A 21,366-nucleotide genomic window follows, 5' to 3' on the forward strand; every position below is an offset into this window, starting at 1 on the left:
TGGTCGTGTGAAGCTGGGTATCTTATACATAGTTAAAAAATGAGGATGTTTATATATGCGCATTATCTTACTCGGACCACCTGGAGCAGGTAAAGGTACACAAGCTCAGTTGATCTGTAAGCGCTACAATATCCCACAAATTTCAACCGGTGATATGCTCCGTGCTGCAATTCGTGAAGGAACTGAATTAGGTTTACAAGCTAAAAGCGTCATGGACAATGGCGGTTTGGTTTCTGATGAATTGATCATTGGTCTGGTCAAAGAGCGTATTGCACAACCTGACTGTGCAAATGGCTGCATCTTTGATGGTTTCCCACGTACGATTCCTCAAGCTGAAGCGCTGGAAAAAGAAGGCATTGCAATTGATCATGTAATTGAAATTGATGTGCCGGATGAAGAAATCGTTCAACGTCTATCTGGTCGTCGTCAACACCCGGCGTCTGGTCGCGTTTATCACATCGTTTACAACCCGCCAAAAGTGGAAGGTAAAGATGATGAAACTGGTGAAGATCTGGTACAACGTCCAGATGACCAGGAAGAAACTATTCGTCGCCGTTTAGGTTCATACCACACTGAAACTGAACAGCTGGTTGGCTTCTATCAAGGCCGTGCAGCTTCAGGCGAAAATGCACCGACTTATGACAAGTTAAATGGTCTACGTCCAATCGAAGAAGTTCAAAAAGATCTTTTTGCGATTCTGGATCAAGCAAAATAATCAGTTTCCGATCATTTTGACTTTCAAAGAGCCCTAAGTCATATTAGGGCTCTTTTTATTGCGTTGTTCAAAAGGATCTGCTGTGAAATTTGCTGTATTGGGATTGATGATTGTATTTCTGGCAGTACTGTTTGCGCTGTTCTATGTCAGCTTCAAGATGCTGAAAAAAGTACGTCAGGAAGAACGTGCTGAAAATGCGGGTAAGGTACCTGAGCGTCAGCTGCATCCTAAATTACAGGCCGAGCTTGAGCAAAAGCGCAAGCAAGAACAGGCTGAGCAAAATAAAAAATAAAAAAATTTCGAGTACTTAAATTAAAAAAGCTGAACCTAAAGTTCAGCTTCAATATTTTTCACCGGAATTGCGTGACCTGCACCAAATTCAAAACGGTCGGGCCAGTTACAGACATCAGCGACCACACACTCGTGACACTTCGGTTTACGTGCGATGCAGCAATAGCGACCATGTAAAATCAACCAGTGATGTGAATCAATAATAAATTCTTTTGGAATCACTTTGACCAGACGATGCTCGACCTCAAGCACGTTTTTACCCACTGCCAAACCGGTACGGTTACCAACACGAAAGATATGCGTATCTACAGCCATGGTTGGCTGGCCAAAGGCAGTATTCAGCACAACATTCGCTGTTTTGCGCCCTACACCCGGTAAAGCTTCTAGATCTGCACGATTGTCCGGTACCACGCTGTTATGCTTCTTGATTAACATTTCACAGGCTTTAATGACGTTCACAGCTTTGGAGTTATACAGGCCAATCGTTTTAATATATTCCTTGAGGCCATCTACACCAAGTGCATAAATTGCTTCCGGTGTATTGGCGACCGGAAACAGTTTATCGGTGGCTTTATTCACGCTCACATCCGTAGCCTGGGCAGACAGGGTCACTGCAACCAGTAATTCAAATGGACTTGAATAATTCAATTCAGTTTTTGGATTCGGACGCTGCTCACGCAGGCGCTCAAAGAAAGTCTGAATCTGTTTTTTAGTCATGTTTTTTACAGGCTTAGCTGTTACTGTTATCATGTCTTATCCCTGTAAAGCCTGTAATTGCTGCGTCAGTTCTTCAAGTTGCAGGCGTTTGCGTGCATCCTCACGAACAGAAAGCTGTTTTTCTAACTTTTTGATTTGTGTGCGTAATTTAGCAAGCTCAATCGTGGTTTTGGCATCAAGTGTAACCACTTCATCTGCTGGTTTTTTCACGATTTCAATGACAGGAACCTGATCGACCTGAGCAGAGAACTGGGCAAATAGGGCTGTATTAATTTCTGCACGAACCACTGGACCTTTACGGTCAATTCGGCGTTTTTCTTCACGTTGAATATGCGCATAGTAACGTTTACGCAAATCATCCTGTTCAGCAATACGCTGAGCTTCAGTTGGCAAAGGCTGAAGATCTTCGACCAGATCAATACAGTCTACCGGGCAGGGCGGAATGCAGAGTTCACAGCCGGTACACAAGTCAGTAAGCACAGTATGCATCAATTTGCCTGAGCCAATGATCGCATCGACCGGGCAAGCACTGATGCATTTGGTACAGCCAATGCATTCATCTTCACGGATGATGGCTTTCATGCGCTGAGGACGACCATCCGCCTGAATTGGCCAGACGCTTTCTTCAGCGGGCAGTTTATAACGATTTAACAATGCTGCCAGAGCATCAGCGACGGGCTGTCCACCCGGTACACATTTATTGGCATCTTCGCCCTTAACAATGGACTGAGCATAGGGCAAGCAGCCATCACGATGACCACATAAACCGCACTGGGTTTGAGGCAATAAAGCATCAATAGACTGGACTAGAGAGATCTGCGAATTCATGAATAACCTAGGCTGCTCGGGCTGAGCCTTAGAGTGAATGAAACAAAATATGTCAATTTAATGATTTTAACATGTTTTTAAGGAACTAAGTTATGCACGATTAAGGGTCACTTTGTGCATTATTATCAGGCATAAACTAACAATTAAGCATTGATTCAGTTGGTATTTAAGCACACAGAAAAAATATTCATAATCAATATAAATAATTGTTATCAAATTAAATTTAAACTATTTTTCAAAAAAGTATTGTAGATTAGTTACAAAAGATATTTAATATTTTGCGCCAAAATTTAACATTGATTGTAAATTTGACCAATTTTGATCCATTTTCTGCTGAGGATTAAGCGTTGAAATACAACACACTTAATGAGTTCCTAGATTACGTAAAATCACGTGATGCACATCAACCCGAATTTCTTCAAGCTGTAGAAGAAGTGATGACCAGTTTGTGGCCATTCATTGAAAAGAATCCACAATACGCAGCACATGGTTTACTAGAACGTCTAGTTGAACCTGAGCGTGCGATCCAGTTCCGTGTTGCTTGGGTAGATGATCAAGGTCAAACACAGGTTAACCGTGCGTTCCGCGTACAGTACAACTCAGCGATTGGTCCATTCAAAGGTGGTATGCGTTTCCACCCGTCAGTGAACCTTTCTATTTTGAAATTCCTCGGTTTCGAGCAAACTTTCAAAAATGCCCTGACTACATTGCCTATGGGCGGTGGTAAAGGCGGTTCTGATTTTGACCCTAAAGGCAAATCAGAAGGCGAAATCATGCGTTTCTGCCAAGCGTTAATCATCGAGCTTTATCGTCATCTTGGTTCTAATACAGATATCCCAGCGGGTGATATCGGTGTGGGTGGCCGTGAAGTTGGCTACATGGCTGGTATGATGAAAAAACTCAGCAATGACACTTCATGTGTATTCACTGGTAAAGGCCTGACTTTCGGTGGTTCTCTAGCTCGTCCAGAAGCAACGGGTTATGGTACAGTGTATTTCGCTGAAGAAATGCTGAAAACTCGTGGCGAAAGCTTTAAAGATAAAGTGGTAACAATCTCTGGTTCTGGTAACGTTGCGCAGTACGCAGCTGAAAAAGCAATGTTCCTAGGTGCTAAAGTTGTTTCTCTATCTGACTCTGCGGGTACTGTTCACGTTAAAGACGGTTTCACTGAAGAGCTTCTTGCTGAAGTGATGGAACTGAAAAACGTTAAACGTGGCCGTATCTCTGAATTTGCATCTAAACACGGTTTTGAATACCTTGAAGGTCAACGTCCTTGGGGTATCAAATGTGATATCGCACTTCCATGTGCGACTCAAAACGAACTTGATGCGAATGATGCAGCAGCTCTTCTTGCAAACGGCGTAATCTGTGTTGCTGAAGGCGCGAATATGCCTTCTACACTTGAAGCAGTTGAGAAATTCGTTGAAGCGAAAATCCTTTATGCTCCAGGTAAAGCATCTAACGCCGGTGGTGTAGCAACTTCTGGTCTGGAAATGTCTCAAAACGCATTGCGTTTAGGCTGGACTTTCGAAGAAGTTGACGAGCGCTTACACGCAATCATGAAAGAAATTCACCGCAACTGCGTAAAATTCGGTACGAAAGAAGACGGTACCGTGAACTATGTAGACGGCGCAAACATCGCTGGCTTCGTAAAAGTTGCTGATGCAATGCTTTCTCAAGGCGTATTCTAAGTCTGACTGAGTTTAAGCTTGAAAAAAAACCGAGGTGAATGCCTCGGTTTTTTTATATTGCGATTTTATCGTTATAGAGTGCCTTTGACTGCTTCACGCTGTACGGTCATGTCGAATACATAGGCATATTTAGACTGGTCAGCTGCCGGATTTTTAATTTCATAACGTTTGACCCGAATAATCTGAAGCTCATTCGGTGTATGCTGAAAACCTTCAATTTGATCATAGAATAAAGCCCAGTCTTTATCGACCTGAGTCTTTAAGCCTTTTTCATCATATTTGATTTCTTTTACTTGCAAGCAGGTTTGTTGAGCTACACCCGTACAGGCTTTAGTCTGCGGTGAAACTTCTAGGAAAATGGTTTCTGCCTGACCTTGGTATTTGGTTTCCGGTGTCATTTTTCCGGTAAAGACATATTTTTGACTATCAGCTGCAGTAATACTCAGTTTCGGCTGATTGGCATCACTTAGATCCAGACTAAACGGAATATCACGCTTTTGCAGAAGCTGGCTGATAAAACGTTCCTGTTCCATTAATGGTGCATCACATGCCATCATGGTGCCCATCATGTCACCCGTACTCAGGGTATTATCTTTAACAGTCCAGCTCGTGCCAAGGCCATTACAGCCAGAAGCGACACTCAGTCTGCCTTGCTGATCAAAGCTCAGAACAATCGGGCGTTGCAGCCCACGATCAAGTTCCCAAGTATAAGCAGGCAAAATTTGTGTAGGCGTTTTTAATGTAGTAGATAGAGTAGAAATAGCCGGATCTCCTGAAGTGACAGGAAGATGAGAAGATTGACATGCAGTTAAAGCCAAAGGGAGTAGGGCAAGCGCAAAAATACTGAATTTCATTTGTTTATATTCTATGTGCTAAAGTTTCAACGTGATTATAATCAAGAGATTAGCAAAAAATATGGATACAAATCGTAGCTTTTGCTAACAAAATGTATCCAAATTAAAAAGTCAGATTTTAAATAAGCGGAGCTATCGGTTAGTCAAAACGGTAGATATCCATCCCCAAAGCGCCCATCGTAAAACTGCTGTGTACGATGCTGAAACGGTTGCCGGTACCCATAGCAAAGAACAGTGGAGCAAAGTGTTCCAGTGTTGGGTGATTACGTTTTAGCTGAGGAATAGACTGCCAGTCCAGAACGGCATCAAAATCACTATGGGTTAATTTATTGGCCACATAGTTTCGGAAGGTAGATGCCCATTCCGGAACTTCATCGCTATTTCCCTGCCAGGACAATTCACGCAAATTATGGGTAATGCTCCCTGACCCGATCAGGAAAACCTGCTGCTCACGAAGTGGCGACAAAGTCTGGCCAATCTTGTAAATCTCTTCTGCACTCATCGACATCGGCAAAGAAATTTCAACTACTGGGATATCTGCTTCTGGATACATATGTAAGAGCGGCATCCAGACGCCATGATCACGCGGACGGGTGCTGTTGGCATGTGCAGAGAGACCGGCATTGGCCAATAAGCCCAAGACTTGCTCAGCCAGCTCTGGATTGCCGGGAGCTGGGTAGCGTAACTCATACAATTCATGTGGAAAGCCACGGAAGTCATGCCAAGTTTCAGGACGAATACCTGTATTGACTTCCAGAGCTTCACTTTCCCAATGTGCCGACATAACAATAATGGCAGTTGGACGTGGCAGATTCAGGCTTAAACGGTGCAATGCCGGGCCAACCTGCTCAGGATTGAGCGCGAGCATGGGAGAACCATGAGAAATAAATAAGCCGGGCAAAGTCTGTAAGTTCATAAGTCAAACCACATTAATTCAATGTTTTAATCATGCAATAAAAAGGAAAGCAAAGGCAGGGGTGATTGTTCAACAAAACGTTGCATAATCAGAACGCATCAACAGATCAGCCTGCACGGTGATAAGGATGATTATGGTTAATGCTCATGGCACGATACAGTTGTTCAATCAGCATTACACGGACTAGCGGATGTGGCAAGGTAAGTTTAGACAGAGACCAATGCCAGGCTGCTGCTTTTCGGACTGCTTCAGAATGGCCATCTGGCCCGCCAATCGCCAAGGCAATATCATGACCTTCCAGCATCCAGCCTTTCATAGTTTCAGCCAGTTTTTCCGTACTAAACTCACGTCCACCGACTTCTAGTGCAATCAGGACTTCATTCTGTTTTAAGGCATTTAAAATACTGTCACCTTCAATATTCCGGTATTTCAGAATATCGGCTTCAGAATCGTTTTTGCCCCGTTTCGCCATGGGCAATTCAACCACCTGAGTCTGTACAAAAGGCTGGATACGTTTGAAATAGTCTTCAAAGCCTGTCAACACCCAAGCCGGCATTTTCTGGCCGATGGTTAAGATACGGATTTTCATAGAACTGGATCAATAATTAGATACTTCATTATAACGATCAAACAACACGAAGTTGAGCTAGGGAAACAAATTGAAATTGAAATCATGAATTTAATGTTGCTTTAATATCCATGATTCAAGTATCCGCTTGATAATAAAGGAATGGATAATAAGAAATGCGGACCAGTTTCATTATTAAAAGATCTTGTACTTTTCTACTAATTATTCTTGGTTTAACCAGTTCAGGCATGAGCTTTGCTGCGCCTGCAAATTTTTCCTCCAAACAGGCTCAGCCAGAACATCTGGAACTGTTTATCAAACAGATTATCAGTGTGGACGAATACCGGAATTTTAAAAATACAAGTGAATTGAATCGAGTATCCGCATGGCTCAAAGAACAAATGCGTCTGCTTGGCATTCCATGTCAGTTCCAAAACTATATTGTAAATAACCTAAGCTATAGAAATGTGGTATGTCAGCTGAATTCCAAAGCCAAAACCAAACTGGTTATTGGCGCCCATTATGATGTCTTTAGTGACTTGTATGGAGCTGATAACAATGCTTCTGGTGTAGCAGGGGTACTGGAAACAGCTCGATTACTGGCCTTACAAAAGTCAAAACTCAAACATAATATCGAGTTTGCTTTCTATACACTGGAGGAGCCACCATATTTCAAGACTGAACATATGGGAAGTTATTTACATGCCAAAGTACTAAAGATCCAGAAGCAAAAAGTGAAAGGTGTCATTATTCTGGATTCTATTGGCTATTATGATGAAAATCTAGTGCAGACCTATCCGACAGGTTTGAAATGGATCTATCCACGGCATGGGAACTTCATTGCTGCGATTGGACATTTGGCATCAGCCAGTTTGACAGGAGATTACTGCACGTCCATGCAACGTTTCAAGCGGCTAGACTGTCAGCGTTTTATTAGTCCGGCATTTGCTCAGGACATGAATTTTTCTGGCTATTTGAATTATGCCAAGTTTAACTATTCAACTATGCTGATTACAGATACAGCGTATTATCGTAATCCTTACTACAATACCGAGCAGGATACCTTAGATAAACTGGATCTGACCAAGATGGCTCAGGTCGTGAATGGTTTGGTCGATATGGTGATTCGTCTTTAAAATTATCTTCGTTTGGATACAAAAACACCCTGCCAGAGCAGGGTGTTTTTCAAAGCCTTTAGGTCTTAATGACGTGCAGCTTTAGCTTCTTCGCTCGCTTTCACAATTGGTGGTTTGACCAGTGATTTCGGCATATCGATCAAAGCCAAAGGTAAAATCTCATCAATCGATTTAACAGCTTTGATTTCTAAGCCTTCTTTTACATTCTCAGGAATTTCCGCAAGGTCGCGAACGTTTTCCTGTGGAATGAACACCAGTTTAATGCCACCACGGTGCGCAGCAAGCAGCTTCTCTTTCAAACCACCGATACGCATTGCACGGCCACTCAAGCTGGTTTCACCTGTCATCGCAATATCTGGGCGAATCGCAATACCGGTGAATGCAGACACTAGAGCAGTCGTCAGTGCCAAACCTGCAGATGGGCCATCTTTCGGAGTCGCACCTTCTGGTAAATGCACGTGCACATCAGTTTCTTCAAAGCGGGAAGCTTCGATACCTAATTCAGCCGCACGGGTACGAACGACAGTCATGGCAGCGGTAATTGATTCTTTCATTACATCACCAAGTGAACCGGTGGTAATGAATTTACCTTTACCGGGTACTGCTGCAACTTCAATAGTCAGTAACTCGCCACCCACTGAAGTCCAAGCCAAGCCGTTTATGCGGCCGATTTGAGCTTCTTCTTCCGCCATACCGTAGTCAAATTTATGTGGACCCAAGTAATCTGGAAGATTACCTGCATTCACTTCAACCTGAAGATTTTTAGCTTTCTTGCTAACCGCTTCTTTCACTACCTTACGTGCAATTTTAGACACTTCACGTTCAAGGTTACGAACACCAGCTTCACGCGTATAACGACGCACGATGTCACGAATCGCTTCTTCATGCACAGTCAACTCTTTAGCACGTAAACCATTGTTCTTAATTGCTTTAGGAACAAGGTAACGGTCAGCAATGTTAACTTTCTCTTCTTCGGTATAACCAGGCAGACGGATCACTTCCATACGGTCCAGCAGGGCCTCTGGAATATTCATGCTATTGGCAGTACAGATGAACATCACTTCTGACAGGTCAAGGTCAAGATCAAGATAGTGATCGTTGAACTTGTTGTTCTGTGATGGATCAAGTACTTCAAGCATCGCAGAAGCTGGATCACCACGGTAGTCTTGAGCCATCTTGTCGATCTCATCGAGCAGGAACAGCGGGTTTTTCACGCCAACTTTGGTCAATGACTGCACGATCTTACCTGGCATCGCACCAATGTAGGTACGACGGTGACCACGAATTTCTGCTTCGTCACGTACACCACCGAGGGCCATACGGACAAACTCACGGCCAGTCGCTTTGGCAATCGATTCACCCAAGGAAGTTTTACCTACACCTGGAGGACCGACTAGACACAGGATTGGACCGCGTAATTTTTTCACGCGAGACTGAACCGCCAGATATTCCACAATACGGTCTTTGACATCGTCCAGACCATAGTGATCGGCATCCAGGATTTCCTGAGCTTTGTTCAGGTTAATGCTAACTTTGCTGGCTTTGTTCCATGGCGTATCTAGAATCACTTCCAGATAGTTACGAACTACCGCAGCTTCGCTAGAGGCTGGTTGCATTGCTTTGAGTTTACGGAACTCAGATTCCGCTTTCTTACGCACATGCTCAGGCAGATCAGCTTCAGCCAGACGTTTTTCGATTTCCGCAACGTCATCTTCTGCACCGCCATTCATATCGGAAAGCTCGCGCTGAATGACTTTCATTTTTTCATTCAGGAAGTATTCGCGCTGGTTTTTTTCCATTTGACGTTTAACCGAGTCATGCAAAGTCTGTTCAATCTGCTGTTCTTCAGACTGTTGCAATAAATATGTCATCAACTCAGTTAAATGTGCATCGAACTCGTCGTATTCGAGGAATTTCTGTTTCACTTCGATATTCAGAGGAACACGGGTCGCTACGAAGAATAACAGCTGCAGTAAGTCTTCGATTTTATTCGCCGCTGCAATCAGCTCACGAGCATTACGAAGTTTTGCTTCAGCATACTGAGCGAACAGGGCACGCAGCTCCTGTAAGCGCGTAGCTTGAGTGGTTTCATCGACTGATACAGTCATTGGGCTAAGTTCATGCTCAGCAGTCAAATACTCATTTTCATCAATGATGGTTTTGAGCTTGGCACGATACAGTCCTTCAATCAGGACTTTAATACAGTTTTCATCATTTTCGTGATTCACAACTTGCACAATCTTCGCGACAGTACCGTATTGATAGAGGTTGTCGTGATCAATTTCTTCTGTAAGCGAATCTTTTTGCGCAACTACAAATACTAGATTGTCACTGTTACGAGCCACATCAACTGCATTGATCGATTTTTCACGACCGACAAATAGCGCAATTTGCATGTGTGGATACACCACCACATCACGTAGCGCCAAAAGTGGTAATACACTTGGAACCTGAGGCTCTAAGGTTTCTTGATTCATAATAATTTCAGACATGGGCACTCCTAATGAGTGACAACGGTGTTGCCATGTTTTTAATAGTGATGGGTAATTTAAAAATTACAAGGGCTATAGCGACTAAATTGTATAAAAAATTACTAATTATTTGATTTTAAAGTACTTGTGTATTTGGAAATACATCATTTAACGCTTAAAACGTTGTAAAAGTGTAGGCGTAAGCAGGGCATCTAGAGGCTGGTCCCAAACTTCTCGGACTAAAGGTTGTGACACACGCTGAAAGTCATGCGCCAGTCCAAGGCGAAAAGGACGGCGCGCTGCTGTTGCCAGCGTACGATCATAATAGCCACCTCCCATACCAATCCGGGTACCATATTGATCACAAGCTAATAGTGGCATAACCAAAAGATCCAGTTTTGAGACATGCAGCCCCCGTGTAGCCATGGGTTCACGCATTCCCAACCGATGATGAGCAAAACGCTGGGAATGATAATGATTTTGACTGATTTCTACCCACGTGAGCCGCTGGTTCATATTGCAAATATTTGGGAGATAAACCCGTTTATGATGCTTAAAGCAGTATTCAATTAGCGCCTGAGTGCGAACCTCACCGAAAGCATCCAGATAAACCCCCACAGACTTGCTTGCATGAAATTCTGGCAAAGTCCGAATCATATTCAGGATACGTTGTTGAGTCTGTTTTTGGGTAAATCGAGAGAGTTGACGGCGCTGTTTACGTAGCTGTTTGCGAAGTTCGGAAAGATTCATCGTCGTCATAAATATGGTCTTCAAGATTTTAGGGCATTAGATTAATAAAATGCCATAACTTAAATAGAGGGTAGCAACATAGCGAGTATTATAGGCATCTGTATGAATTTTTGATTGAATTTTAAAAATAATGAAACATTTATGATGAATTAATCGATCTGTACTTAGATCCAGGTAACTTTTTAAAAGACGAAAAAAGATACGGATACAGGACGCTAAACCAGGAAAATGTAATAAATTTGAGATTTATAAAACAAGATAAATAATGAAATATTTTTAGAAAAATAGAAGCACTCCGAAGATGCCGCTGCATGTCATTACCCTTGAACCCTAAAGTTCAAGGTGGACGAGACGCATACTTGCTGGGTTTCCCATACCGGATGGGCATACACTCTAAATATGCAGAACTCAATCCTAAGATTTAAATATCGGCTCAGGGGAATCTGACCCGCTGGCGAACATCTCAGAGTTAGACTAAGTATAAACGATAATGCCGATGTGGCAACTCTATGCTGTTCGTGAACTGTAAACAGTTTAGTCGAACGACCGAAGTTTAAACAAAAAACTCGATTATTCAGTTAGTTCTTCAACTTCTTCTAAAATAGTTTGTAACAAACGTTCGCAGTGCGCATATTGTTGCAGGGATTTATTCATCGTCAATACTTCCTGCATCAGTTCCAGTGCCACCATAATGATCAGTTTACTTGGTTCCATACGAGGGGCTTTACGGCGAAATTCATCGTATTTTTCATTGAGTAATTGCGCTGCACGTTGTAGTTCATCCTGCTGATCCGCAGTCGAGGCCAGACGGAAACTATGACCCAATACCTTTAAGTCGATTGCGATTTGTTCACTCATGATGAAGCTTCCTCAGTCACTTCAGTAGGATGGGCCAATTGCTGAATTTCCTGTGCATTTTGGTCTTGGGCTGTTCCCAAAATCGCCAGACGTTGAATAATGGCTTCAACTTTAGCTTTGGCATTTTCATTTTTTTGGGTAAGACGTTCAGATTCCTGATTCAGGCGCTGAATTTCTTGTTGAGCATGACGCTGTTCCAGCAATAACTTTTCTTTCAGCACACGCAATTCATTGCGTTCAGCCAGAATTTCCTGAAAACGGTTCTTTAGATCAGTGCAACTTTTTTCCAGACGGCTATAACGATCTGCCAGTGCTGTAGCATCTTGGTTTAAATGCTGAAACTGATTACGTGATTCTGTCAGTTGCTGATTGAGGTTCTGTATTTCTTGTTGTTTTTGCGCAATAAAGCTATTTTTTTGTTCAATTTGAGTTTCATGTTGCACGCTTGAAGCCTCTTGCTTCTCACGTAAACTGGTATTCTCACTTTCAAGTTGTGCAAGTCGCGTTTTTAAAACGCCAATATGCACTTGTAGACGCTGTAATTCTTCTAACATATCGAGGTCGCACAGTGTTGCAAACAAAGGTAATATATAAAGCAGTATAGAGATTGGATAAACGAATGCAAGACGATATTTCAGGTTGGTCAGAATGGTACCGCAATTTTTCTTCAATTGAAGAAATTTCTAGCCCAAGCGAACTGCATGGTTTGCTTACTGGAATTGTCTGTGTCACTCAGGCACCTTCAAGTGATGAATGGGTACAGATTTTAGAAACGCTAGATGTCCCTGAACTGAATCCTGAAGCATTAGAATTGTTAACAGGTGAGGCAGAAGACATCTTTCATGCGCTGTCTGAAGATGAGCTGGATTATCTGCCATTACTACCAGATGATGAGCATAGCTTGGCAGAACGCGTTCAGGCTCTGGCTGACTGGTGTGCAGGCGTAGTGCTTGGTTTTGGTCTGGCTTCAGGTCATATCCGCAATGATGAAATGGAACTGATTGAACATTTACAAGATGTTGCAGCAGTTGAATTTGAAGACTCTGATGACGATGCCGAGGGTGAAGAAAGTTATCAGGAGTTGTATGAGTTTGTTCGTCTGATTCCAGTAAGCCTGTCCGTCGGTCGTAAGAAAGTAGAGGTTGAGGAAACACCTTTATTGCAGAAATTCACGCAAAAAGCACCAGCTCCAGCTTCTGCAACTGAAGCGCAATCTGTAGTTGAAATTTTCTCGCCGAAACGTCCGAGTTAAGTTCAAGCGGTTTTAAACACAAATTAAAAACGGTTCTGAAACCGGCATATTTTTTGCTGAGTCTTCTCATGAAGATGATAGTAAATTGATCTGACCCGTTTTCAGAATCAAATTTTAAATAACAGTAGCAATTGATAAGAAGTAAGGTGTAATGAAGAAACTGACTCAAGCCGATTTTCAGGAACGTCGTGACATCCTCGCAGGGGAAATGGGATTACGTAGTATCGCGATTATTGCCACCAGCCCGGTTGCCCTGCGTAACCGTGATGCAGATTATAAATATCGTGCGGACAGCAGTTTCTTTTACCTGACCGGATTTGCTGAGCCTGAAGCAGTTGCAGTCATTGAAACTTTTGATACGGAAGAAGAAGGCTATACCTATAGTCTGTTCTGCCGCGAACGTGATCGTGAAATGGAAATCTGGAATGGCTACCGTGCCGGAGTGGATGGCGCCGTTGATGATTATGAAGCGGACGAAGCTTATGCGATTGATCTACTGGATGAGGAAATCCTCAACAAGCTTCAGAACAAAGACAAGCTTTTCTACCGGATTGGGCACAATGCCGAATTTGATGCACGCGTAGCTAAATGGATTGCAACAGCCAGTGGTGAAAGCCGCCGTGGTACTTCTGCACCGGCACAGATCATGCGGCTGGATCGTATCGTTGATGAAATGCGTCTGCATAAAGATGAAAATGAAATTGAACTGATGCAGCTTGCATCGGATATTTCTGCAGAAGCCCATACACTGGCTATGCAGAAAGTTCGTCCAGGCATGATGGAATATGCTTTAGAAGCTGAATTGAATTATATCTTTGGTAAAAATGGCTGTGTACCATCCTATAACAGTATTGTCGGTGGCGGTGAAAATGCCTGTATTCTGCATTATGTGGAAAATGATAAAGAGCTGAAGGATGGTGATCTGGTTCTGATTGATGCTGCCTGTGAATATCAGTTTTATGCATCAGACATTACCCGTACGTTCCCGGTAAATGGTAAATTCAGCCCGGAACAAAAAGCTTTATATAATGTCGTACTGGATGCACAGATTGCTGCGATCAATGCTGTTCAAATCGGGAATTCTTATAAAGAGCCGCATAATGTGGCGGTTCGCATTCTGGTTCAAGGTTTACTTGATTTGGGGATTATGCAGGGGGAACTTGAAGAAATTATCCAGACTGAAAGTTTCCGCCAGTTCTATATGCACGGTACTGGGCATTGGCTCGGTATGGATGTCCATGATGTAGGTACATATAAAGCCAACGGTGAATGGCGTGCATATGAAGAAGGTATGGTCGTGACCGTTGAGCCGGGTCTTTACATTGCGCCAGATGATGAAACTGTAGATGCGAAATGGCGTGGCATCGGAATCCGGATTGAAGATGATGTGGTTGCTACCAAAAATGGCCCACTAGTGCTAACTGCAAAAGTAGTGAAAACTGTGGAAGATATTGAAGCCTTAATGGCTCAAGCACGTGCTGCTTAAATAAAAGATATAAAAAAGTCGATGATCGCATCGGCTTTTTTATCTTTATAGGAAAAAGCTAAAAATTGACTTATTGAAGACATTAATTTTTCTAATCTATTGATATTAAAATGAGTATTTATAAAATTTTAAGAAAATGTAAATTATTTTCTTAGAAATAAGTTATCCAATAGCTAGATAGAACAAAGATACTATCGAGAAACAAGCAAGACATTTACTTACGTTAATCGCGACTTATTCAAATAAAATTAATTTTGTTAAAATTGAGAATTATAAGATGACAGGAATTCAACACAGCAATTGAGTTTTTAGCATCAAAGCAACATATTAATTCCGATTTCGTTCTCATACTTGACCTGTTCCTTAAATAAACTCAAAGAAGAGCAGGAGAAAAATGATGAGACTAAATACGCTTGACTGGATTGCTTATGCTTTAGCGATTATTGGTGGCATCAACTGGGGTCTGGTTGGTGCGTTTAACTTTGATTTAGTCGCTGCCATCTTTGGTGAAATGAGCGCACTATCTCGAATTATTTATGTATTGGTTGGTTTGTCTGCCTTGTATCTGATTTATACGGGTACAAAATTGGGTCGACGCGATGTACATCATGAGTCTCAGGCTCGAGTAGTACGTTAACTGACTGAAAGTTAATTGAAATCATTGATATTTTTTTAATTAACTGATGCCTATAATAGATTAGTTAATTTAAAAGATATAAAGGCATTTAACAAAAACGGAGCTTAGGCTCCGTTTTTCGTCTTTAAATTGGTCAACCTATATAAAATTTTAAATTGATAAAAACCGTATAAAGTGATCAAAAAATCTCTATAATTTTTTTCTATCAACCGGATAAAAATACTTAAAGAAGTTAAATGGTTCTTTGCCTAATTTAATTAACCTTTTTTCTAAAACCAGATAAATAATAGAACCTGCTAAGATAGAAGAAGTAATAAGTATAGAGCTAAATAGGTAAGGGTTTAATATATTGAGTTTGTTTAAAACCATAGCAACTGGGCTTAAAGTAAAAGGATGAATCAAATATAAAGAGTAAGATGAATCTCCAAGATGATTAAAAAATCTTAAAATTAGTGATTTGGTTTCAGTGATTAAGTCCTCTAAAGCTACGCATCCAATAAAAATGAAAAACATCGGGATCCCGATTTTTAATGATCTCAAGGTGATGAAATCAGGTAATTTATAAAAGTTTTGATAGGCTAGTAGGGAAGCTCCGATAAGAATCATAAATATAGACATTAATCGGGAAAGACTAGTATTTTTTATAATGATAAATGCCAGAACGCCTAAAGCGAATTCAAGCAAAAGATTATGGGTTAAAAACATCAGAAATTCAGATTTTGGTTGGAGTATTAAACCTATAGCCACAACAACTGAAAAATATAGAATGATAAAAAGATATTTATATAAGTCTTTTAATAAAAAGATTAGGAAAAATGAAAAAATAAAATAATAATAAAATTCATAGCTTAAGGTCCATCCATTATTGATTAAAAATTTACTGCCATTCGGAATTAAGAAGAAGGATTCGAAAATTCCTGTTTCACCACCAGATGAATTTATAAGATTTGGAGAAATCAGAAATACGATTAAAGCAAAAAAACTGAGAACCCAATAAAGAGGAATGATTCGGATGAATCGGTTTCTCATGAAATTTAAAAAATTAACTTTTTTATTATATGTTGTATAACACATAATAAAGCCAGAGATGATGAAAAATAAATCAACGCCAGAACCGCCTATGTGATACCACTGGAGTGCATCTACATTGTATTGTTGTCCTTTAAAGGAGGTATGGCTTATAACTACCATTAAGGCAGCAATCCCCCTAAGAAATTGCACTGAATAAAGCATAGTTATTATTTTATTAAAGTATTTAATTTAAACTATCATACTCAATGTTTGTCTCACAAATATACCTAGTGAAAGACCGTGAATATTACTGATTATTTAATCTAAAATTATTACGGTTATTTTTATATAAAAGTAGCCTATTTTACGAGAATTCGATTGTTTGCTAGAGTATTTTAAATAAATGAAAATTGAATTTTTTATTAATTATTATTATTTATTAGCCCCTTTCAAATATGTTTCAAAAGTTTAATAAAAAGTAAAAGTACTCAGCTTAATAAAAGAAATTCCAGAAACCATTGATGAATTAATTCAAAGATCACGTATACATTATCAACTTCACACCAAAATTTGGGAATTTTCTATAAGTAGATGAAAGATATAGGTAGTAGTGATTGCTAAGATTTCTGTTCAGAAACCTTGTTACTATATTCAAATTTTTAATCATTAGATAATAAAAAACCCCGGTATCCTGCCGGGGTTTTTCATATTGGTTAGCTTGGTATAACTCCTGTCGTACCTTACCGTCCTTGTGCCTATCTATTGTTATTCTTATGTGGGACTTCCTGTTCCTGATGAAATCATCATATGAAAATTCATTTAACTAAAATAGTAGTAAAGGACTTGAATGACTGTAAGTCAAAGACTACAGGATTGATTATTAAATAGGCATGTTTTTTGTATCGTTTAGAAATTTAAAACAGTTAACCTTTAAAAATATTTTGAGAAAAGAGGAAGAAGAATGTCCATGCTTAATAAGTTGCTTGAGCTCGACTTAGACTGTCGTTTCTAAGTAGAGTAGCAAGACTCATTTAATCTTTTCCTTCATCTTTGCTATTGTATTTGTAGCGGTTGCACTACTGATCGAGAACAAATCGCTGATTTACATTTTTGCTGGCTTGCTGCTGTTCTGACAAAGATATCTGGTGCTCAAATTACATGAGCATTTAGAAAGTAAAAAAACTGATACTTGATGGTAGATCTCAAATAGCAAAATTTTGAAGCTTTTTAATGTAGAAATATTTGGAAAATGCATATTAAAAGCAAGTGACTGAATTTATATAAAAATTCATTTTATTTTTCAAGTTATTTTACTATTCTATAAATTATTTTGTATATAATCATAGAAAATTTTTATAAAATCAGTTATATATATTAAACGGAAAAATATTGAGTAATGTACATAATCTAAAATATTGAGGTAGACAATGAGCAACGCAAGACTTTTATATGTTAGTAAGTTGTATGATTGCGAAGATCCAATGAATGATCTATTCAATATTCTTACAGAAGCGTTGAATTTCAATTCACGTAATGCGATTTTTGGGGCTCTGTATTATGGGAATGGTTACTTTGTTCAATGTCTGGAAGGAGATAGGAACAAGATTGAAGATCTGTTCTATAAAAAAATCTTGAAAGATCCTCGACATAAAAATTGTGAAGTACTGTATTTTGAAGATGTAAATGATCGACTCTTCTCAGACTGGCATATGAAATATGCCAATATCCATCAGGATATTCTTGGATTCTTTGCCGAACATAATCTGGATGAATTCAATCCTTATACCTTGAATGCCGAGACCATTCCTCAATTTATTCAGATATTGGCAAGTTTGAATGACCATGCCTATACATTGAAAGCAAGTTAATCCTTACATCATCATGCGATATAAGCTTTAGCCCTGCATCGTATGATTTTTTAAAAATTTTTTAAAATGAGTATTTACTTTAAATAAGTTAAATAAAAAATACTTTATAAATTCAAAAACATAAATATTGTTAATTCAAAAAAATATATCCAGATCTCATCCTTATCATTTCATACCAAGCCAAGCTTTTAAACCTAACAATCAGTGCAAAATTCTTCTGCTTTTCATCAGGCAGACGACACTTCTGTATTTTGAAAAATTTAAGTAGGCCGTTGAGGTTAGCTATAAATTAACCACAAGCAGACTTCGCTTCGAAACCGCTACCTAATTTATTATAAAAAAGAAATTTTTTAGGCTAATATAAAATTCATCATGATTATAAGTATCTATGTATATAGATACGATATTAAAAGGATTACAGCATGCAACAAGAAGTCATCATTGTCGGTGGTGGTATGGTCGGCTTGAGTCTCGCGCTGATGTTGGCCAAAACCAATATTGCAGTCAAACTTTTGGAAGCGATCAAATATCCAGATTATGATGATGTAAACCTTGCACCCTATCATTCCAGCTTTGATGCACGTAATAGTGCCTTGTCACGTCGTAGTGTACAGATTTATCAGGAACTTGAGCTTTGGGATGCCTTGCAGGAACATGCAACGCCGATTCTTGAAGTGAATATCACTGAGCAGGGCAGTTTTGGTAAGGCGCGCTTAATTGCAGAACAGGAAAAAGTCGAAAGCTTTGGCCAAGTGATTGAAAATGCCTGGCTAGGTCGTGTGCTATTAACTCAAGTCAAAAAAGAACCACTCATTGAACTGATTGATGGGGTTCAGGTCAGCTCTCTGACTCAAGATGCTGAGTTTGCTTATCTTGAAGCACAACGTGGTGATGCTTTATTGAGACTTCAATCCAAAGTGGTGATTGCTGCTGATGGGCGTGATTCTTTCTGTCGTAAAGCGCTTGGCATTGGGGCTTCAGAGCATGACTATGATCAGGTCGCCATTGTCACTACCGTTCAAACTTCTAAACCGCATAATCATGTTGGCTTTGAACGCTTTAGCCACCTAGGACCATTAGCCTTATTACCACTTCCAGGTGAATATCGTCGTTCTGTCGTCTGGCCTGTGAAGAAAGGAACGGAAGGAGAATGGCTGGGTGAGGAAAATGACCAGCATTTCCTGAACGCCTTACAAGAAACCTATGGCGATCGTGCCGGTAAATTCCAGAAAACAGGCAAGCGCTTCAGTTTTCCATTGTCCCAAGTATTAGCAGAAAAACAGGCTGTGGGCCGCGTGGTCTTGATGGGTAATGCTGCACATACGATTCATCCAGTAGCGGGTCAGGGTTTTAACCTGTGTATGCGAGATGCACATGTATTGGTGCGCTACCTGAAAGAGCAGCAGTCACAAGGCGCAGACTTAGGTGATGCAGCGGTATTACAAGACTATGAGAAATCCCGCTTGAATGATCAGCAAAGAGTGATCAAGTTCTGTGATTCAGTCGTACGTGGTTTTAGTAATCAGAATCCATTCTTGAAACTGATCCGTAATACCGGACTGATTGCTTTTGATACTATTCCTGGCATCAAGCCACTGGTCGCTAACTATGCCATGGGGTTAAAAGCATGAGTCTGAATCCGAGTTCTGGTGTATTAGATGTTGTCATTGTTGGTGGTGGGCTAGTAGGTGGCCTGACAGCTTTATTACTTGCTCAAGGTGGTGTGCAAGCTACTGTGCTGGATGCTGCGCCTATTCTGGATGCAGACAAAACTTTAAGCGTAGCCAATCCGCGGGTTTTGGCTTTAAGTCAGGCGACCATTCATTTATTAAAAACCGTGGGTGTGTGGGACAAACTTGCACGCCAGCAGCCATATACTGGAATGCAGGTCTGGAATAAAAATGGCTACGGTGAAATTAACTTTGGTCATTCTTCAGAAAGGACACCTTCTGTAGAGCAGGCGCTAGGCTCGATGGTAGAACCGAGTATCCTGAATCTGGCCATACAGCAAAAGATGCTTGAAGAGGTGCAAGATTACCGCACACAGGTCAAAGTTAGCCGGGTGGAACGTGGTGTAAATGTCTGGATCATTCATCTGACAGACGGCACCCAGCTCAAAACCAAGTTGGTCATTGGCGCAGATGGCGCGAACTCCTTTGTACGTGAACAAGCCTTTATCGATATCGATGTACTGGACTATAAACAGGCTGGAATCAGCTGTGCAATTAGAACAGCCCAGCCGCATCAGCATGTGGCTCGTCAGATTTTTCTGGAAACCGGTCCTTTGGCTTATCTGCCAATGGCAGGTCTTAAAGAAGAAGAGCAAGGCCACTGGCAATCCATAGTCTGGACATTACCTGATGATTATGCCGATGAATATGTAGCATTATCAGATGCTGACTTCACTCAACTATTGACCCGTGAAAGCTATCATATGCTGGGCGAAGTGCTGGAAGCGACACCGCGAGCTAAATTCCCACTCAAAGCTCGTGCTGCACAGCAGTATGTACAAGATGGCTTAGCATTAATTGGTGACGCTGCGCATGTGATTCATCCGCTTGCTGGACAAGGGGTTAATATCGGCTGTCTGGATGCTGCTGTACTTTGTGAGGTGTTGCTACATGACAAAGCGCGTGGAGTGTGGGCCCATGTGCAGACCTTAAAACGTTATGAGCATCGTCGTAAAGGCCAGAATGATGCGATGATGCATAGCATGTCGGCGATTGGCTGGATGGAAACTACTGAGCTTTTCCCAGTGGTGTGGGCACGTAATTTCGGGCTGAAACAGGTAGAGCAACAGGCAGTCCTGAAAGATGCATTTATGGCTCAGGCGAATGGTTTAAGTTTACTCAAAGATACACGTTATTCAACCTAGTGGCAGAATGTAAATTTTTTAAACAAACATCTATAAAGAGTAACTATTTTGTTTAAAAAAGATACGATTTTTTGAAAATTAGGGCTAGGCGAAGACCAAAGAGATTGCTAAATTTCAGTTAATTTAAAGCTTGGTTCAATAGATAAAAGCGAAGCCGTTTGTGGGGAGAGCAAAATGACAGACGTAAATGATTATGATGATGTAGAAGATCCTGTAATCGACGACGATGAAGCAAAAGCAGCAGAAAAAGGTGCTGCAAGTAGCGAAGAAGTTGTGAATGATACAGACGTATTAGAAGCTGAAACTTTGACTGTAACTGCTAAGCAGAAAAAACGTCAGGCACTTGAGGATGAAATTGCAGCTTTTCTGGCAAGTGGTGGCCGTATTACTGAAGTTCCAGCTGATGAATCCGTTGCAAGAGAATAATTGCACTTGATATTAG

The 21,366-nt window shown here is 40.8% G+C and carries 21 protein-coding genes and 1 other RNA gene; 11 read left to right on the forward strand and 11 right to left on the reverse strand.

Annotated elements, in window-relative coordinates:
- Positions 1–55 precede the first annotated feature (55 nt).
- The gene (adk, locus tag ACWM1W_RS04475; protein WP_004782907.1) at positions 56–715 is read left to right on the forward strand and encodes an adenylate kinase; all 660 of its coding nucleotides are present in this window, start codon (positions 56–58) and stop codon (positions 713–715) included.
- Between the two features lie 82 nt (positions 716–797).
- Entirely contained in the window at positions 798–1,007 is a 210-nt protein-coding gene (locus ACWM1W_RS04480) for a hypothetical protein (protein ID WP_034170490.1), read from the forward strand.
- Positions 1,008–1,042: 35 nt separating this feature from the next.
- On the opposite strand, the gene nth is transcribed toward ACWM1W_RS04480, so the two are convergent.
- Positions 1,043–1,756 (reverse strand): endonuclease III, encoded by a 714-nt coding sequence (nth, locus tag ACWM1W_RS04485; protein WP_208462433.1) that lies wholly within the window; start codon positions 1,754–1,756, stop codon positions 1,043–1,045.
- A gap of 3 nt (positions 1,757–1,759) precedes the next feature.
- Positions 1,760–2,551, reverse strand: coding sequence for an RnfABCDGE type electron transport complex subunit B (locus ACWM1W_RS04490; RefSeq protein ID WP_208462434.1), 792 nt, complete (start codon positions 2,549–2,551; stop codon positions 1,760–1,762).
- Positions 2,552–2,898: 347 nt separating this feature from the next.
- Here ACWM1W_RS04490 and gdhA point away from each other — a divergent pair, with 347 nt between their 5' ends.
- Complete coding sequence (gene gdhA, locus ACWM1W_RS04495) at positions 2,899–4,242, forward strand: NADP-specific glutamate dehydrogenase (RefSeq protein WP_175967170.1); 1,344 nt, start codon at positions 2,899–2,901, stop codon at positions 4,240–4,242.
- A gap of 71 nt (positions 4,243–4,313) precedes the next feature.
- Here gdhA and ACWM1W_RS04500 read toward each other — a convergent pair whose 3' ends face one another.
- The 3 genes from ACWM1W_RS04500 to rlmH form a co-directional block, all read right to left on the reverse strand.
- Positions 4,314–5,096, reverse strand: a complete 783-nt coding sequence (locus tag ACWM1W_RS04500) for an META and DUF4377 domain-containing protein (protein WP_034170486.1) — start codon at positions 5,094–5,096, stop codon at positions 4,314–4,316.
- A gap of 139 nt (positions 5,097–5,235) precedes the next feature.
- Positions 5,236–6,012, reverse strand: coding sequence for a dioxygenase family protein (locus tag ACWM1W_RS04505; protein WP_034170485.1), 777 nt, complete (start codon positions 6,010–6,012; stop codon positions 5,236–5,238).
- A 106-nt stretch (positions 6,013–6,118) separates the two neighbouring features.
- Entirely contained in the window at positions 6,119–6,601 is a 483-nt protein-coding gene (gene rlmH, locus ACWM1W_RS04510; protein WP_004782895.1) for a 23S rRNA (pseudouridine(1915)-N(3))-methyltransferase RlmH, read from the reverse strand.
- Between the two features lie 155 nt (positions 6,602–6,756).
- On the opposite strand from rlmH, the gene ACWM1W_RS04515 reads away from it, so the two are divergent.
- Positions 6,757–7,716, forward strand: a complete 960-nt coding sequence (locus ACWM1W_RS04515; RefSeq protein ID WP_034170484.1) for a M28 family peptidase — start codon at positions 6,757–6,759, stop codon at positions 7,714–7,716.
- Positions 7,717–7,781: 65 nt separating this feature from the next.
- On the opposite strand, the gene lon is transcribed toward ACWM1W_RS04515, so the two are convergent.
- From lon to ACWM1W_RS04540, 5 genes are all read right to left on the reverse strand, one after another.
- Positions 7,782–10,208 carry an endopeptidase La gene (gene lon / locus ACWM1W_RS04520; protein WP_375725716.1) on the reverse strand — a complete coding sequence of 809 codons (2,427 nt, stop codon included), beginning with the start codon at positions 10,206–10,208 and terminating at the stop codon, positions 7,782–7,784.
- Positions 10,209–10,355: 147 nt separating this feature from the next.
- Positions 10,356–10,937, reverse strand: coding sequence for a 5-formyltetrahydrofolate cyclo-ligase (locus ACWM1W_RS04525; RefSeq protein WP_034170526.1), 582 nt, complete (start codon positions 10,935–10,937; stop codon positions 10,356–10,358).
- A gap of 288 nt (positions 10,938–11,225) precedes the next feature.
- Positions 11,226–11,410, reverse strand: a non-coding RNA gene (gene ssrS / locus ACWM1W_RS04530) — 6S RNA.
- A 97-nt stretch (positions 11,411–11,507) separates the two neighbouring features.
- Entirely contained in the window at positions 11,508–11,795 is a 288-nt protein-coding gene (locus ACWM1W_RS04535) for a cell division protein ZapA (RefSeq protein WP_005234746.1), read from the reverse strand.
- Positions 11,792–12,349: a hypothetical protein gene (locus tag ACWM1W_RS04540; protein ID WP_004782884.1), complete on the reverse strand. Its 558-nt coding sequence runs from the start codon at positions 12,347–12,349 to the stop codon at positions 11,792–11,794. Before ACWM1W_RS04540 ends, ACWM1W_RS04535 begins: the two co-directional genes overlap by 4 nt.
- A 65-nt stretch (positions 12,350–12,414) precedes the next feature.
- Between ACWM1W_RS04540 and ACWM1W_RS04545 the strand changes: the two genes are divergently transcribed.
- The 3 genes from ACWM1W_RS04545 (at position 12,415) to ACWM1W_RS04555 (ending at position 15,170) form a co-directional block, all read left to right on the forward strand.
- Positions 12,415–13,047, forward strand: coding sequence for a UPF0149 family protein (locus tag ACWM1W_RS04545; protein WP_034170482.1), 633 nt, complete (start codon positions 12,415–12,417; stop codon positions 13,045–13,047).
- Between the two features lie 151 nt (positions 13,048–13,198).
- Positions 13,199–14,533, forward strand: coding sequence for a Xaa-Pro aminopeptidase (gene pepP, locus ACWM1W_RS04550; protein WP_208462437.1), 1,335 nt, complete (start codon positions 13,199–13,201; stop codon positions 14,531–14,533).
- Between the two features lie 397 nt (positions 14,534–14,930).
- Positions 14,931–15,170, forward strand: coding sequence for a DUF378 domain-containing protein (locus ACWM1W_RS04555; RefSeq protein ID WP_034703714.1), 240 nt, complete (start codon positions 14,931–14,933; stop codon positions 15,168–15,170).
- 189 nt (positions 15,171–15,359) lie between these two features.
- Here ACWM1W_RS04555 and ACWM1W_RS04560 read toward each other — a convergent pair whose 3' ends face one another.
- Positions 15,360–16,361 (reverse strand): acyltransferase family protein, encoded by a 1,002-nt coding sequence (locus ACWM1W_RS04560; protein ID WP_461603308.1) that lies wholly within the window; start codon positions 16,359–16,361, stop codon positions 15,360–15,362.
- Between the two features lie 1,247 nt (positions 16,362–17,608).
- Between ACWM1W_RS04560 and ACWM1W_RS04565 the strand changes: the two genes are divergently transcribed.
- The 4 genes from ACWM1W_RS04565 to ACWM1W_RS04580 all read left to right on the forward strand — a co-directional run bounded on the left by ACWM1W_RS04565 (position 17,609) and on the right by ACWM1W_RS04580 (position 21,350).
- On the forward strand, positions 17,609–18,049 hold the full coding sequence (locus ACWM1W_RS04565; protein WP_208462808.1) for a BLUF domain-containing protein: 441 nt from the start codon (positions 17,609–17,611) through the stop codon (positions 18,047–18,049).
- 422 nt (positions 18,050–18,471) lie between these two features.
- Positions 18,472–19,680: a 2-octaprenyl-6-methoxyphenyl hydroxylase gene (ubiH, locus tag ACWM1W_RS04570; protein WP_214001445.1), complete on the forward strand. Its 1,209-nt coding sequence runs from the start codon at positions 18,472–18,474 to the stop codon at positions 19,678–19,680.
- A complete protein-coding gene (locus ACWM1W_RS04575) occupies positions 19,677–20,924 on the forward strand; it encodes an FAD-dependent monooxygenase (RefSeq protein ID WP_214001444.1) in 1,248 nt (415 codons plus the stop codon). The genes ubiH and ACWM1W_RS04575 overlap by 4 nt, the downstream gene beginning before the upstream one ends.
- Before the next feature lie 174 nt (positions 20,925–21,098).
- Positions 21,099–21,350 carry a hypothetical protein gene (locus tag ACWM1W_RS04580; protein WP_004782870.1) on the forward strand — a complete coding sequence of 84 codons (252 nt, stop codon included), beginning with the start codon at positions 21,099–21,101 and terminating at the stop codon, positions 21,348–21,350.
- Positions 21,351–21,366: the final 16 nt, after the last annotated feature.

It is taken from the genome of Acinetobacter sp. TW_SC_4, from assembly GCF_054861205.1.

What these genes read in the sequence shown, in the direction of transcription:
- adk (WP_004782907.1), top strand. Translation starts at nt 56, where the DNA reads ATGCGCATTATCTTACTCGGACCACCTGGAGCAGGTAAAGGTACACAA.
- nth (WP_208462433.1), bottom strand. Translation starts at nt 1,756, where the DNA reads ATGATAACAGTAACAGCTAAGCCTGTAAAAAACATGACTAAAAAACAG.
- ACWM1W_RS04490 (WP_208462434.1), bottom strand. Translation starts at nt 2,551, where the DNA reads ATGAATTCGCAGATCTCTCTAGTCCAGTCTATTGATGCTTTATTGCCT.
- ACWM1W_RS04500 (WP_034170486.1), bottom strand. Translation starts at nt 5,096, where the DNA reads ATGAAATTCAGTATTTTTGCGCTTGCCCTACTCCCTTTGGCTTTAACT.
- ACWM1W_RS04505 (WP_034170485.1), bottom strand. Translation starts at nt 6,012, where the DNA reads ATGAACTTACAGACTTTGCCCGGCTTATTTATTTCTCATGGTTCTCCC.
- rlmH (WP_004782895.1), bottom strand. Translation starts at nt 6,601, where the DNA reads ATGAAAATCCGTATCTTAACCATCGGCCAGAAAATGCCGGCTTGGGTG.
- ACWM1W_RS04515 (WP_034170484.1), top strand. Translation starts at nt 6,757, where the DNA reads ATGCGGACCAGTTTCATTATTAAAAGATCTTGTACTTTTCTACTAATT.
- lon (WP_375725716.1), bottom strand. Translation starts at nt 10,208, where the DNA reads ATGTCTGAAATTATTATGAATCAAGAAACCTTAGAGCCTCAGGTTCCA.
- ACWM1W_RS04525 (WP_034170526.1), bottom strand. Translation starts at nt 10,937, where the DNA reads ATGAATCTTTCCGAACTTCGCAAACAGCTACGTAAACAGCGCCGTCAA.
- ACWM1W_RS04535 (WP_005234746.1), bottom strand. Translation starts at nt 11,795, where the DNA reads ATGAGTGAACAAATCGCAATCGACTTAAAGGTATTGGGTCATAGTTTC.
- ACWM1W_RS04540 (WP_004782884.1), bottom strand. Translation starts at nt 12,349, where the DNA reads ATGTTAGAAGAATTACAGCGTCTACAAGTGCATATTGGCGTTTTAAAA.
- ACWM1W_RS04545 (WP_034170482.1), top strand. Translation starts at nt 12,415, where the DNA reads ATGCAAGACGATATTTCAGGTTGGTCAGAATGGTACCGCAATTTTTCT.
- pepP (WP_208462437.1), top strand. Translation starts at nt 13,199, where the DNA reads ATGAAGAAACTGACTCAAGCCGATTTTCAGGAACGTCGTGACATCCTC.
- ACWM1W_RS04555 (WP_034703714.1), top strand. Translation starts at nt 14,931, where the DNA reads ATGAGACTAAATACGCTTGACTGGATTGCTTATGCTTTAGCGATTATT.
- ACWM1W_RS04560 (WP_461603308.1), bottom strand. Translation starts at nt 16,361, where the DNA reads ATGGTAGTTATAAGCCATACCTCCTTTAAAGGACAACAATACAATGTA.
- ACWM1W_RS04565 (WP_208462808.1), top strand. Translation starts at nt 17,609, where the DNA reads ATGAGCAACGCAAGACTTTTATATGTTAGTAAGTTGTATGATTGCGAA.
- ubiH (WP_214001445.1), top strand. Translation starts at nt 18,472, where the DNA reads ATGCAACAAGAAGTCATCATTGTCGGTGGTGGTATGGTCGGCTTGAGT.
- ACWM1W_RS04575 (WP_214001444.1), top strand. Translation starts at nt 19,677, where the DNA reads ATGAGTCTGAATCCGAGTTCTGGTGTATTAGATGTTGTCATTGTTGGT.
- ACWM1W_RS04580 (WP_004782870.1), top strand. Translation starts at nt 21,099, where the DNA reads ATGACAGACGTAAATGATTATGATGATGTAGAAGATCCTGTAATCGAC.